The sequence below is a fragment of the Desulfofarcimen acetoxidans DSM 771 genome (assembly GCF_000024205.1).
Lineage (GTDB): Bacteria > Bacillota > Desulfotomaculia > Desulfotomaculales > Desulfofarciminaceae > Desulfofarcimen > Desulfofarcimen acetoxidans.
On sequence record NC_013216.1, the window covers coordinates 2,343,543 to 2,357,846 of the forward strand.

General features: G+C 35.7%; 14 protein-coding genes and 1 pseudogene. 5 read left to right on the forward strand and 10 right to left on the reverse strand.

All coding sequences use genetic code 11. From position 1 onward, the window contains the following. Positions 1–162 precede the first annotated feature (162 nt). Positions 163–405, forward strand: a complete 243-nt coding sequence (locus tag DTOX_RS10675) for a hypothetical protein (protein WP_042317119.1) — start codon at positions 163–165, stop codon at positions 403–405. 424 nt (positions 406–829) lie between these two features. On the opposite strand, the gene DTOX_RS10680 is transcribed toward DTOX_RS10675, so the two are convergent. Then, complete coding sequence (locus tag DTOX_RS10680; RefSeq protein ID WP_162013536.1) at positions 830–2,566, reverse strand: methyl-accepting chemotaxis protein; 1,737 nt, start codon at positions 2,564–2,566, stop codon at positions 830–832. A gap of 931 nt (positions 2,567–3,497) precedes the next feature. Between DTOX_RS10680 and DTOX_RS10685 the strand changes: the two genes are divergently transcribed. After that, complete coding sequence (locus DTOX_RS10685) at positions 3,498–3,899, forward strand: hypothetical protein (RefSeq protein ID WP_015757703.1); 402 nt, start codon at positions 3,498–3,500, stop codon at positions 3,897–3,899. 185 nt (positions 3,900–4,084) lie between these two features. Here the strand turns inward: DTOX_RS10685 and DTOX_RS10690 are convergent, their stop codons facing one another. Then, on the reverse strand, positions 4,085–6,853 hold the full coding sequence (locus DTOX_RS10690) for a response regulator (RefSeq protein ID WP_015757705.1): 2,769 nt from the start codon (positions 6,851–6,853) through the stop codon (positions 4,085–4,087). A gap of 733 nt (positions 6,854–7,586) precedes the next feature. Here DTOX_RS10690 and DTOX_RS10695 point away from each other — a divergent pair. Next, the gene (locus DTOX_RS10695) at positions 7,587–8,186 is read left to right on the forward strand and encodes a CBO0543 family protein (protein ID WP_015757706.1); all 600 of its coding nucleotides are present in this window, start codon (positions 7,587–7,589) and stop codon (positions 8,184–8,186) included. Positions 8,187–8,226: 40 nt separating this feature from the next. Next, the gene (locus DTOX_RS10700; RefSeq protein WP_015757707.1) at positions 8,227–8,784 is read left to right on the forward strand and encodes a CBO0543 family protein; all 558 of its coding nucleotides are present in this window, start codon (positions 8,227–8,229) and stop codon (positions 8,782–8,784) included. Between the two features lie 207 nt (positions 8,785–8,991). Here DTOX_RS10700 and DTOX_RS10705 read toward each other — a convergent pair whose 3' ends face one another. From DTOX_RS10705 to DTOX_RS10730, 8 genes and pseudogenes are all read right to left on the reverse strand, one after another. Continuing rightward, complete coding sequence (locus tag DTOX_RS10705; protein ID WP_015757708.1) at positions 8,992–10,002, reverse strand: sensor domain-containing diguanylate cyclase; 1,011 nt, start codon at positions 10,000–10,002, stop codon at positions 8,992–8,994. 20 nt (positions 10,003–10,022) lie between these two features. After that, complete coding sequence (locus DTOX_RS25310) at positions 10,023–10,151, reverse strand: MerR family transcriptional regulator (RefSeq protein ID WP_083773423.1); 129 nt, start codon at positions 10,149–10,151, stop codon at positions 10,023–10,025. A 64-nt stretch (positions 10,152–10,215) separates the two neighbouring features. Then, entirely contained in the window at positions 10,216–10,479 is a 264-nt protein-coding gene (locus DTOX_RS10710; RefSeq protein ID WP_015757709.1) for a hypothetical protein, read from the reverse strand. A 188-nt stretch (positions 10,480–10,667) separates the two neighbouring features. Further along, positions 10,668–10,796, reverse strand: a complete 129-nt coding sequence (locus tag DTOX_RS24820; RefSeq protein WP_278184549.1) for a hypothetical protein — start codon at positions 10,794–10,796, stop codon at positions 10,668–10,670. 417 nt (positions 10,797–11,213) lie between these two features. Next, positions 11,214–11,732: pseudogene (locus DTOX_RS25315) on the reverse strand (PEP-utilizing enzyme); the annotation flags it as partial. Then, positions 11,639–12,343, reverse strand: coding sequence for a PEP/pyruvate-binding domain-containing protein (locus DTOX_RS25320; RefSeq protein WP_042315704.1), 705 nt, complete (start codon positions 12,341–12,343; stop codon positions 11,639–11,641). The gene DTOX_RS25320 and the pseudogene DTOX_RS25315, both read right to left, overlap by 94 nt. 508 nt (positions 12,344–12,851) lie before the next feature. Next, the gene (locus DTOX_RS10725) at positions 12,852–13,187 is read right to left on the reverse strand and encodes a hypothetical protein (protein WP_015757711.1); all 336 of its coding nucleotides are present in this window, start codon (positions 13,185–13,187) and stop codon (positions 12,852–12,854) included. A 96-nt stretch (positions 13,188–13,283) separates the two neighbouring features. Then, positions 13,284–13,472: a hypothetical protein gene (locus tag DTOX_RS10730; RefSeq protein ID WP_015757712.1), complete on the reverse strand. Its 189-nt coding sequence runs from the start codon at positions 13,470–13,472 to the stop codon at positions 13,284–13,286. A 118-nt stretch (positions 13,473–13,590) separates the two neighbouring features. On the opposite strand from DTOX_RS10730, the gene DTOX_RS22990 reads away from it, so the two are divergent. Continuing rightward, on the forward strand, positions 13,591–13,947 hold the full coding sequence (locus DTOX_RS22990) for a hypothetical protein (RefSeq protein ID WP_157862919.1): 357 nt from the start codon (positions 13,591–13,593) through the stop codon (positions 13,945–13,947). Positions 13,948–14,304 lie beyond the last annotated feature (357 nt).

Sequence of the window (14,304 nt, forward strand, 5' to 3'; positions counted from 1 at the left end):
ACACTTTCGCACTGTCTTCCAGTCTAAATGCAATGCATAACTAATTTAAGCATCCTGACTCTATACCCTATGAACCATATGTATAAGATAAACATATATATATACATATATAATTTTAGGCGGCCTAATATTATTATACTAAGGAAGTGAACACTCCAAATTATGAATGAAAACCAAAAATCATTTGAAGAAATAAATATTAGTTCTAAAGCTAGAACTAATAATATTGGCAATTCTTCATGGCTGTTATCATTACCGCCCCAACAGTTTACATTATTATCTGCATTGATTGGCATATTATTAATAAATTATTTGAATATTAATGAACAAAATTCTCTTGGAAATTTTCTTGTGGGTATAGGTCAAACACTTTTAACAGCAGCTGCTCAAGGTGAGTTAGTATAGAAAACGTGATGTAAAATAAATACTAAAAAAATCTGTGGGATCATAATCATTAATTAGGATTTTTAAGAGTATAAATCCACATAATAAACTTATATCGGCAAATCTGCACTACAACTCACTTTAATACTCTCAACTACCTTTTACCGTGATAATCACTATCCAATGAATATTCCGGTGAAGATTGCACCGGAATATTCATCTGGTACGGGCCTTCTCAAGTTCTGTGTCTCCAGGCTTCAAGTTAACCGCCAGATTATATTTGGCATGTTTAAGAGTATCTATATTAATTTTTTAAAATTGCATAGAATTATATATGTAATTAAAATAAAAAAGTAGAGCTAAATTTAGCCCTACTATTGTATTACCACATACTTACTTGTTTATGTCTGTGCCGATTATTTAGTGTTTCAATAATAACAGTAAATTAAACTTGAAATCTGTTAGTAATTCTACTTAATTTTTCGGATAATTGTACCATAAATTCAACTGACAATGCTATCTCCTCCATTGAAGAAGTAGACTCTTTGGTAGATTGAGCAACATCAGAGATTGTCTCATAGATTTCTTTAGCACCTTCAGTTATTTGTTCTATTTGGGAAGTAAGTGCAATTACTTTACTGATAATATTATCAAAGGATTGTCCAGCATTATTTACAACAAAAACACCTTTCTCAACTTTAGAAATATTAATTACCATTTCTTTAACCGCTTGATCGGACTGACTCTGAATAAAACCGACTAAAGATTTTATTTGCTTAGAAGTATTAGCTGATTCTTCGGCTAATTTTTTAACCTCTTCAGCTACAACTGAAAATCCCTTGCCATTCTCTCCTGCTCTGGCAGCTTCTATCGCTGCGTTTAAAGCTAATAAATTAGTTTGTTCGGCAATTGATGAGATACTTTCAACAAAAGAGCTAATCTTTGTCAAATTGTCATTTAATTCTTTAATAACATTTGTAATGTTGTTAGTTGCCGTAGTAATATCATTCATAGTTCCAGTTACTATTTCGATAGTGCTTTGACCTTTCTCAGCCTCTTTAGAAGCATCTAAGATTGCCTCTTTAATTGCTAAGGTATTATTAACAGTTTTCTGCATTATAGCAGTAGTACTAGTAGTCTTTACACTTGTTTCAGTAGCAATTGCTGTTGTCTCTTCCGTATTAGCACTTAGTTCCTGACTATAGGAAGCCAAATTTGTAGAGCTATCACTAATTTCCGTAATAATCTCTTTAAGGTTTGATATCATTTTATTAATTGGGGCTGCTAAAGCACCAAGCTCTTCACTTTGCATGCTAATATCCATAGTTAAATCACCATTGGCTACTACAGAAAGTTTCTTTTCAAGAGCATTTAAAGGATTCAATACTTTAGAAAGAATGAAGTAAGCGGCACCAAGAATAACAATCAGCGTTAATAAGCAGATACTCATCATTATGTAAGAAATTCTATTATATTGTGATATAGTGTTGGAACGATTTAAATTACATTTAACATAAGCTATCGGATTCCCTTGATAATCTTTTACAGGAACAACAATAGCAGCATTTTGTCCATTGTTTATAACACCAAAGGCATCACTCTTCATTATTGTATTAATTTTATCAGAGTTAACTGCTAAAATATCTTTTTCAGCAGTACCAATTAGAAAGGATTTGTCATTTTCTTTGTTCCACGATACCGAATCTTTAATATCAAGATAGAAAAACACATCTCCACCAGTAGACTCTTTCCATTTATTTAGTAAGTCTTTAGTTAGTGACATGCCATATTCCACTGAGCCGCCTGCATATTCACCGTTATAATACATTGGAGCAACAACCCTAAAACCAACACCACCTTTACCTTCTTCTAAGCCTGCAATAATCTTTTTATTTTTATTTGATTCAACAACTGTTGCTCTGAAAGAGGAAAGGTCATCACCATATTTTTGGGGTGAGTGTAATCGTAAAAAAGCAGTAGCGGGAGCTGTATGAAATTGAAATTGCTCAACTCCTTCACTTTTAACTTGATTCCAAGTACCCATTGTTAATTCTTGCAATTTTATTCTATCTCTTTCGGCAAAAGCTTTTTGAATCTCAGGATTAGATGTAATATGTACTAATGCCATTTTAGCTTTTTGTGATATAACGTCAATATCACTTAATATTCTATCATTAATCATTTCATACTTACTTTCCTCCTGTTCGGAAATCAAATTACCAATCTCCGATCTTGTTACTAAATATATACCAGACATAGCAATTATAAAAATAACTGTAATAACTGTAATTATTGGTCTAATCATTTTACCTTTTAAAGTTGTGGAACCTAATAAATAACGAATACCTATCCCTCCTTAAAATTTTTATAAACCTAGGAGGTTGCTGAAAAACCCGCAATTCTTATTTTTATCTGCTATATATTGAGAATCGTCATTAATTCAAAAAATATATTGTTATGAGCTAAAGCCTAATAAAACTTTTTATTTTAAGCACGCTCCCAGGTTATACCAGAATCATAACCCTACTTATCAACATTATAACCTACATGTATCCGCTTGTTAATTGAAAATTTAAACTGTGAATCCACAAATTAATTTATCAAAAGAACCCTTAATTTTCTCACATTAAATAAGTTTGGTAGTCATTTGATCCATACTCAACCGTATACGCCTACATCTAAAGAAAAATTGAACGCTTTTTTCTTACTTTGTCGGTGCTTTCAAAATTTCGTAATTATCATCTTGCTCTAATTTTTTCTGTAATTCTTTATCACTAACATGCATATCAAACTTGCGTTTTTGTTTTTAAACCATATTTAAATTCCCCCTATCTCGTAAAATATAAAAAAAGATATACCGCTAGGCACACCTCTTAACTTAATTACGTTATTGGGGTTTCATAGTATAAATTACCCTACCCCCAACTTTCAGTAAAAATGATCATCAAAATATTTAATTTATCATTCTTTTTAATAGTCTTTTTTTATAATAAGTGCAGAAAATGGATTAATATTTTCATTAAAAAAAGCTCAAAATAAGATTAATGTGAACCTAAACTAAGCATAATAAATATTTTGTTAGGTTTACTAAAATAGCTGAAAGGTGGGATTATGTGAATAGAACACCGAAGATCAAAAGATTTATTGGAGCAATCATAATTGGTAGCTCTGTACTATCTTTCGGAAGCAGTGCCATTGCTAATACGGATATCTCACCGGTTTCAAATCAGATTTGCTCTCAAGTATGTCACGGAAAGTATAATTTCAATGAAAAGATGACCGAACTTGTTTCCAAAAAGATTATATCTCAGGAGCAAGCCAACAAGTGGGTTGATTATCGCCAATCGAAAATGGCTGAAAGAAAAGCAGAATGGGAAAAAATAAAGAATTTGCCTAAAGAGGAACGTCGTGAATATTGGAAAAAAGCAAAAGTTAAAAGATTAGACGAAGTAGTTCAAGCAGGAATTATCACTCAAGAACAAGCAGATCAAATAAAAGATATTTGGTTAAAATAATGTAAAAAAGGAAGGAGCTGAAATTAACGGCTCCTTCCTTTTTCCCCAAAGTAACCATTACAGTATTCATATTCTAAGTGAACATAAATACTTACTATAATTAAGGAGCTGAATTTCAAGCTTTCCTAATTGTTCATTATATTTTGCTTGACTGGCTGCTTCATTAATACCCATTTCGTCACCACCTATTTATATAACCATACCTGTATTAATGAAAGCAGCTGCTCTACATTGACCGGCTTACTTATATAATCAGAGGCTCCCGCGTCAATACACTTTTCTCGGTCATTTTTCATGGCCTTGGCAGTCAGAGCTATTACCGGTAATGTTTCATATTCATGTATTTGTCGGATTGTTTGCATGGCTTCATATCCGTCCATTTCCGGCATCATAATATCCATTAGTACAAGGTCAATATCAGGGTTTTCCCTTAAAGCATTAATACCTTCTTTACCGTTTTCTGCAAATAATACCTTCACCCCATGTTTTTCAAGAACTACTGTTAGAGAAAATACATTTCGCAAATCATCATCTACTATTAATATTTTTCGGCCCGCCAACCAGTCTCGATGATGATCTATTGCCATTGCTGCACCGGCATTATCTTCACCGGCATTATCTTCACCAGGTTCATCAATAACCGGCTCATCCGGCTCTGCCGCTGCTTCAACGCCCAATGCAGCTTCAGCCGTAATACTGTCTAAACTATAGGGTAAATAAAGTGTGAAAGTACTGCCTTTACCTTCTTCACTTTCTAATTCAATAAAACCACCCAGCAACATGGCAATTTTATTGGAGATGGACAAACCTAAGCCTGAGCCGCCGTATTTACGACTGGTTGTCCCGTCTGCCTGCCGGAATTCTTCAAAAATCATAATATGCTTGTCCCGGGGAATTCCAACACCAGTATCAGAAACAGAAAAACTTAACATTGTCGAAGCATTATCGAAGAGTATCTGTTTATCTGTGAACCTTTTTTCTGCCTTTCGTATACTAAGAAGTACACTTCCCTGCTCCGTAAATTTAAAAGCGTTAGATAATAAATTCTTAAGTATTTGCAGCAATCTTTGTTCATCGGTAATAAAAGTCTCCGGCAGACCATTTTTAAGCTGTATAGTAAAAGTAATACCTTTTTGGATAGCAACAGGTAGATATTGTCGTTTTAAAAACTCTTGTATAGCCTTTAACTTCACTACCCTGGGGCAAACATCCATTTTACCCGCTTCTGCTTTGGATAAGTCTAAAATATCATTAATTAGACTTAATAAATCCCTGCCGGAAGATAAAATTGTCTCCGCATACTCAACTTGTTTATGGGTTAAGTTACTATTATCATTTTCAGCCAGCATTTGAGCAAGAATTAAAAGACTGTTCAAGGGTGTTCGTAACTCGTGAGACATATTAGAGAGAAACTCTGACTTATACCGGGAATTAAGCTCCAATTGACTTGCTTTTTCCTCTAGAACAACTTTGATATTTTCTAATTCAACCGCCCGTTGGTGAGAAAACTTATACTGTTCATCCAGTTTTTCATTAAAGGTTTTTAATTCCTCCTGCTGGATTTGCAATTCCTCGGCTTGGGTTTGCAACTCTTCAGTTAATACCTGGGATTCCTTGAGTAGTTTTTCCACCTGCATGTAGTTAACTATTCTATCAATAGTAATACCGACATTACTTAACACCTGCTCAAGCAGTTCCTGCTGTATAGGGTTAAATTCCTCCAAAGTTGCCAGCTCCAATACAGCCAAAACTTGCCCTTCAAATTCCACCGGATAGATTATAATATTTTTAGGCGGTGCTGAGCCTAGCCCGGAGTTAATCCTAATATAATTATCGGGAATTTGGGTTAAAGTTATGATTCTGTTTTCTAATGCACATTGTCCTACCAGCCCCTCTCCTAGTTGGAAATTAGGGCAGGTTATATCCCGTTTGTCAAAGGCATAGACAGCTATTTGGGAGAGATAGTATCGCTCTTCTTGGCTTTCTAACATATAAAAAGCACCGTAATTTCCACCAACTACCGGAGTTAATTTATTTATCAATAAGCTAGCAAAAGTTTGTAAATCCTTGACTCCTGAATACATTGTGGAAATTTTGGCAATTTTTGATTTCAACCAGTTTTGTTCCTGCAACGTTTTATTATACATTTTTTGCTTTTTAACCTGCTCCTCCAGGGCGCTGGCCATTTCATTGAATGCTTTTGCAATTTCTCCTATGGCATCTTGGGTGAATATTTCCACACGGGGAAGCTCATCTCGTGGACCTAAGGAGGCAACTTTGTTTATGGCAACAGTTACTTTATTAATATTACTGGTTATACTGCGAATTGATAAGATTATAATACCCATACCGAACAGCAAACCCAGGATTATAAAGATAGAATATATTCGTATGGCTTGCTGGTAACTATGCCTCGCCTGATCTACCAAATCACTCATGGTCTGCTCTTCAAGTTCTTTAAGCTTCTTAATACTCCCATTGCTCCCATACAATTGATCTCTGAACTTTTGATCACTGGCTAATAAAAGATGCCTGGCATCATTTCTTCGTCCGTCCTTAACATCTGCTTCTATCTCTTTCTGAAAATCAATATAAGAAATACTCATCAACTTGATTTGAGATGTTAATTTTTTAGCCTGCGGCCTAATAACAATTTTATCCAAGGTATTCAGAGCAGTTAAACTGTTTTCCCGGGAGTTTTCTATTTGCTCAATTCTTTTTTGCACGCTGTCTTTATCATTATCTAACAATATGAGATCTCTGAGATAACGGCTAATCTTGTAAGTCTCATCATTAACCAAATCCGCTAAGCGAACCTTTTCATACCGGACTATCATAACTTCATCCATGGAGTTTTTTAATTGGCTAATAATACTAAAACCAATACCCAAAGGGATCATCATCAACAACAAAAGGCTGCCAAAACCCATGTATAGCTTAGTTTTAAAATCCATTTGTATCTAACACTCCTATTTAAAAATTGTCAAGATGTTTTGAGCATTTTCTAGAACCTTTTTACACTAATTTACTGCAAGTGCATAATTCATGACCATAATAACCTTATTTTATGAGTTATTCAACGCAAAACACTAATATTCTGCTAAAAATTAAAAATGTTTTCAATATTCTAGTTTTTCTTGTTTCTTGATATGTAAACAGTCATATTATCCTATAACTAGGTATGAGTAAATAAAAAGCCGAGAGTTAATACCCCTCGGCTTTCCGTATCTTACCTCAATTCCCCAAAACGTTGTATCCCAAGGCTTTCACCTCTCTACCCTTACCACGTACTCAATATGTGTCGAGACGGTGAAAGGGATATATTAACTTCATTAAATCCGCTAACATCTAAACTTATAATTATAAATATTTAGTAAATTGATACCCCTATGAAATAAAAAAGTATATCGCTCCACTCTTTTTAGCAAAGTATTGCTACCTACCGAACACTATCGCCTGCCATCGCTTCCAACCTCACTACAGCCCCTTCGTGCCAACCAACTTTGATATACCCACATCAACCCTCACTAAGAAATCCCTAATAGCGTATATAAATGCAGATACCGCCATATTAAATATGTTGATTTGTTTCTTATCTAGGTTGTCTTGGAATATCAGTTAGTAAGCGTACATATAAATTAAGTTTTTTTTTATAATAATGATATCAATAATTAGAGGGATGTGGCAATGATATTTATGGTTTCAGTAATACCTTATGATGTAGAAATACAAAGGGAATTGACTTCCTTACGTATTGAAGAATGGCTACGAAGTGGATTATTTCACTTCAGATGGTGGTTTCTCCTTGCTTTATTTTTCGTGTCTATAATTGCTTGGTGGAAATTGGTTGATAAAAAAAGATTGCATGAAATTAGTTTATGTACCGCATTAATTATTATTATTACTTTAGTCCTCGACGAATTAGGTGAGGAATTAACACTATGGGATTATCCTATTGATATAATTCCAGTATTCCCACCTCTTACAGCTATTGATTTAGCCAGTTTACCTATAATATACTCCCTAATTTATCAATATTTTGGTACATGGAAAAGTTTTCTATGGGCTACTTTTATCATGGCAACTGTATTTTGTTTTATCTTTGAGCCAATCCTAGTCTGGGGTGGGTTTTACCAATTATTATCATGGAAATATTATTATGGATTTCCCATTTATTCTGGTATGGCTATATTTATTAGGTTTGTAGTAATTAAAACGTTGGCCTATACGGAAAAGTTTAAAAAAGCACAAGCACAACAAAATATCCAAGCAAGAAAAAACATATAATGTGGCTTATATAAAATCATTAATCCAGAGAAGGTGGAATATGTTTTTAGCAATCTCGAAGATACCTCCCGATGTAAAAATACAAAGGCATTTGACTTCCATTCACATTGATGATTGGTTACGTGAAGATTTGTTTCACTTGAGATGGTGGCTTCTGCTTTGCTTATTAATCTTTTCGGTGTATGTCTGGTGGAAAATAGTTGACAAAACAAGATTAGCTGAAATTAGCTTGTATGCAGCATTGACCACCATAGTGACTTTAGGTCTCGTAGAAATAGGTGAGGAATTAATTTTATGGGATTATCCTACCGATATAATTCCAATATTTCCTCCTCTAACGTCATTGAATTTAGCAAGCTTACCCATAATATTCTCCCTTATTTATCAGTATTTTGGCACATGGAGTAGTTTCTTATTGGCTAGCTTAGGGGTGGCAGCTATCTTGTGCTTTATCCTGGAACCAATTATGGTATGGGGTGGATTATACCAATTGCTTAAATGGAAACATTTTTATGGTTTGCCTGTATATACCATTATAGCTATATGCATTAGGCTGGTGTTAATAAGAATTTTTACTACAGAAAAATCTAGCTCTTAGGTTTGATCTCATTTTCTGATTATTTTTTAGAATTAATTTGAGATTTTACAGTCAAGCAATCATAAGTTACCATTGGGTCAAATAAGTTATTCGCCTTACCGACCATAATCTTGTATTCTTTGGTCAAAGTGATCATTTCCTGTGCATATGGGTTATTGTATATTAACCTTGGGTAATTTCTTGTACTGGAAATTGAAATTTATTAAATCAGCGTACATTCCCCTGTCCCTTTTGTTTTCTTTTCACTTCATACATAGATTTATCTGCTTTTTCAATCAAAACATCCAGGTCAATGCCATCTTCACTAAAAAGGGCATATCCGATGCTGGCTCTGAGATTTATTTTCTGATCTTCAAATTCAAACGGTTTAATAATTTCGCAATCTATTCGCTCAATCAATGATCTTAGATCATTTCGATCTACCGCTGTTGTGGCAATAATTCCAAATTCATCTCCTCCAAGCCTGGAAACTGTGTCCGATTCGCGCAACGTGCTGTTAATTCGCAACGCGACTTCTTTGATTGCCGCATCTCCAGCTCGATGTCCCCAATTATCATTGATCTCTTTCAACCCATCCATGTCAAGCGAAATGATTCCGAAATTCTCATGTTTTCTTAAAGCCTGTGACAATCTTTGCCGTAAACGGTCATAGAATACGGAGCGATTCGATATTCCTGTCAGGCTGTCATGTGTGGCTTTATAAAACAACTCACTTTCCTCATTTCTCATTGCACTGAACATCGCCGCGGCAATGAGTCCTGACATAAGTTCTAGTATTTTAATATTGTCATCATTGAAATGACCAGCCTTCGCAGAAAGAACCTTTATTACGCCAACAATATCATTTCTGAAGATTAGAGGAACTACGATCATGGAGTTAAGGCCGATCTGCCTACATGCATTTTTATTGACTCGGTCGTCACTTTCAATATCGTTGCTAATCAAAGGCACTCCCACTCTTATACATTCACCCGAGAGGCTATTTTCCATGTCCAATCTTAAACCCAGGAATTTCTCGGCAATTCCAGATGTAGCGCTATACACGAGTTCCCTTTTCTCGACTAATTCGACAGAAGCACCATCCGCATTAGTAATATGCTGAGTTCGCTGTGTCACTAAATCCATAATATTGCTCAGATTCATTCCTTGCTGAACCACTTCAGTCTGTACGTTAATAATTTTCAGTAGCTTGTCATTGCTTACACTGTTTTGATTCAAAACTACTCAACCGCCTCTGCTTAATAATATTTAACTGTAATATATATTTTTATCAATCCCGTATCTTTATAATATCGAAGATTGTGAGCAGTCACATCATACATGCTTGATACTTCTTTGATTCTGAACCTCCTCCGGGACGAGTCCATGGTTTTTCAGGAGCGATTTTCTATAAATCGGCCATAGTTTGTTTTCTCCTTTTCATTTCATAAACTATATGATATCCTTTACTTTCCTTTCGCCATTTTCCTTTTTAGCATACTTCTTATTTATGACAACATCAAAGACATTATTGTTTTGCTTAAGCGATATTTTTTCCATAACAATCGCATAAATCTCTTCTAAATCTTTATATTCAAGCTTATTATTTGTTGATATTAGGGAATCATTTATTTCATTGTTTAATTTATCATTTACAAGAGGAACATGGAAATGTTTCCGCATACAACCATAAGCTTTTTGTGTTTGCAGGAACATAATTTGCTTCTAAAAACCAGCAATTTCAAGGCTTTAACGTTTTTCTATCCTTTTACTACAAACTCAACGTGCCTTAAGGCTACAAAAAAGGTGCCGCTTGAACCTGGTAGGGCCTTGGCGGCAGGGTGTACTTTGTAACTATAATTGTAACCATTTTGTATCCGACAGTAAAATATTAGAACTCAACATCAAAAGAATTTTTTACCCATTTTTCTTTTTCTATATTCATCAAGCTCTTTTTTCTCTTCAACTTTAATTTTATCAAATTCTTTTTCAAGCAAATTGTTTTGTATTCTTTGTTCATCTAAAAAAGTCACTCAAATAATCATTATTGCCCATAATTTAACCCCTTTGATTCATATTTATAAAACTTACAACCTATGTTTTATTTTGGATACTTTATCACTCCCAATAACTCTTAAGTTTAATTTTATAGCTCTCTATTAATTCGTTATTAAAAATTGACTTTCAATACGAGGAAATATCATGAGCAATGATTCTTTCGCGTAATTCTTCTACTGATAGATTTTGGGGATTTCCATAGAGCTTCGCAAGTTCGCCGGCCATGTAATGGATTGTCCAGGAAAATGTCTCGTCAAGGTCTATTACTAATCCTTTCATTCCTTTATCTTGCAGTTGTTTTTGAAAGCAACAACGTCAGCGTTTATTTGTTCCATCATTTGTCCTATCCTTTCTTCCGAGATTCTCAGACCTTAAAATATCATTTCAGCACCTTACAGGATTTCTACATACCCTTCCACTCCGTTTACTCGAATTCGCTGTCCGTCTCTAATCAACCTGGTAGCGTTTTCTACGCCTACAACTGCGGGCAAGCCGTATTCTCTGGCAATTACGGCACCGTGGGTCATCATCCCGCCAACTTCCGTCACCAAGCCTTTGATGGATACAAACACCGGCGTCCAACTGGGGTCAGTAAATGCGGTGACCAAAATATCGCCGTCCTCCATGTGAGCATCCTCCATTTTAAGAACAACCCGCGCCCGCCCCTCAATGGTCCCGGCTAAAACAGGTATACCCGCCAAAGCACCTTTCGGGATATTACCGGTGTCGTATTCACCGGATATAACCTCGCCTTCAGAGGTCATTACACGGGGAGGTATTAATTTCTCATAGGCCTCGTATTCTTCTTTTCGCTTCGTTATGATGCCGTAATCCAGCTGGTTTGTACGAACGGCCTCCCGGAGTTCCTCGAAAGACAGATAGTATATATCCTCCTTCTCCCGGATAACCCCAATGGTTTCATGGCATCGGTCATCATCTGCTGATGGCTGAAAGACATATACACATGGTTTTTCCCGTCCTGTACGTCCGGTATGGGGTATAAGGTGGTGATGGGACGCCTCTGGACGATAAAGAATTTATTTTCATACAGGCACCATTCAATATCCTGCGGACGGCCGAAATAGGCTTCAATTTGTCTGCCTGTCTTCTCAAGCTCCAAAGCTTGCTCGTCTGTCAGCGTCTGTCTGTTCTGACGGTCGGCCTCAATTTTTTCCTCCTCCGTACCGCCTTCTTTTAAGGCATAGATTGCCAGCTTCTTTGTGGATATCTTCTTATCAATGATCCTGCCGTCACACACCTTATTGAACTTGCGGATTTTAGCACTGATTTCACTGATGCCTTCTCTGTTGTCCGCTTTTAGAAGGGACAGTCGGTCCAGCAGTGAATTAAACTCCTCGTTATTCCCAATAATTTCTTTATACGCTTCGGTAGTAACGCAAAAGCCCTCTGGCATTTGTATCCCCTTAATCCTGGATAGCTCCCCCAGGTTGGCACCTTTGCCTCCGACTATCGCAAGTTTGGTTTTATTGATTTCCTGAAAACCAAGTACATAGGAATTCATACATATCTCCTTTCTATTAATAAAGCGTCTTGATTAAATCAAATATACGTTATAGGTGTTTTCCCTTGTAAAAAATTGCTTTTAAATAGATTTATATATTCATCAAATTCTTCACATAGATTGTCAAGATCAATTTACATTTTAGGCATTTTACTTAAATACCTATCGGTAAGCAAGGTTAGTATTTTCATAACCAGCTTTGGAGCAATGTTATCTTTAAATTTTGAAGTGTCAGTGCCTTCAAAAGCAATTCTATTTCTCAAATTTTCACTTTCTTTTCCAATCGACTCACCTCGTAAATATCATTAACCGATTCGGTTAATGATATAATAAGACGATTAACCGCATCGGTCAACATTATTTCGCTTTAATTATTATCACAATTATTCTAAAAACTTTTCTCTAATTTTATAGAGATATTGTTCTTTTTTATTTTAGTCCCTAAAAAAGTGTATAAAAAAGCGGGTATCTTTATTAGAAAATACACCCGCTGATTTTCGTATTTAGTTTATAGCCCGTAATGAATCATAAACTTGTTTCTTTGTATTGCTTCTTCAATTTTATCCGATAGGACTTGCAGTCCAGTTAAGCCGGTTGAATTAATTATTTTCTCAAATTGTAGCAGCACCGAAGGTGACAACAATGTTATTCCAGTATATTCAAGTCCTTTAATTGGAAGAGAAATCCTGTAGGAATATGTTTCCAGAAGCCTCAATTTCTCAAGCAAAGGCTCAATGTAATCATCGTCTACCGCAATGCAGTTATATTTTTCAGGTTCAAAAGTATCATATGAGGCCTCCGGTGCGGGATCTGTTTCAAAAATTCCGAATTCGTGCTTTGCCATCAGGTCACCTCTATACTCATAAATTTATTGATAAATTGGAATTTGAGAACCTGCCTTGCAGATTTCCAAATCTGTAAATGCCCTGCTTACTGAAATTTACTCCGTGATGATAAGCGCTTCCTCAATCAGCGCTTTTGAAATATACATCGCTTTTAGCCTATTTTTGAGGAGTGTATGATGGGAAGTTCCCTCTGGAAATTTCTCCTGTGCTTTTTCACATTTGTGGATGATTGAAGAAACAGCTCGAAGCGCCTCTGCTAATTCCTCTTTGGTGTATTTATCCATATCATTTCACCTCAAATTCCTGTTTATGGGTTATATGAAAAAACCATACTCTATCATCTTATTGTTCAGTTATGAGAAATTCAAACATAGACTCTGAAAGCCCTCATGTCATCTAGAAATGCCACAAGAAACCGGGGCAAAAAATGCATTTTCTCAGTCCTATTTTAGCTCATTCTTTGCTCTAAAACCACTACATATAGTGGTTGACTTGCCTTATTTGCCATCAAAACCGCAATTCGTCATTATTATTATCGTTTCAACATGCCTTGAGTGGTCAATAATGATGCCCGTTAAACCTGGTACGGCCTTGGCGGCACTTAATCCATTTTATCTAGAACTCGAACTTTTTATAGAGCGAATAGGATATAATGCCAGAAATCACGAGCAAAATCAGGTCGATACCGATTCCAGACAACAAAAGCATAGCCTGATGTGCGGAAAAATGCAGGAGGATGTCCTTCAAATTAGTATCTAAAAAAATCACTAGACGAGAGAATAGCGGAGACTAAAAGTAAAATCGAACATCAGGAAATACTGGAACGACAAGTCGTGGCCGAGCGCGACGTGATGAACGGGCGCACCAATATATCTCCACCAAAGCATGGAAAGTGGAGGCTACCCGGCTTGCCGCTGAACGTGAAGTCCTGTATCAGGATTACACCCGGATGAAAGAAGAGGCGCGGGAGGTCGTCCCGTTGTCCTTCCGCACTTTTTAAATTTACATAAGCGCAATATCATTGTATACTGTAATATATAATAATACGTTATATGCACGCAAGCCATACCCGGCAAAATAGGGGTTGACAAAATAACTTCAACCGGTAAACGCATG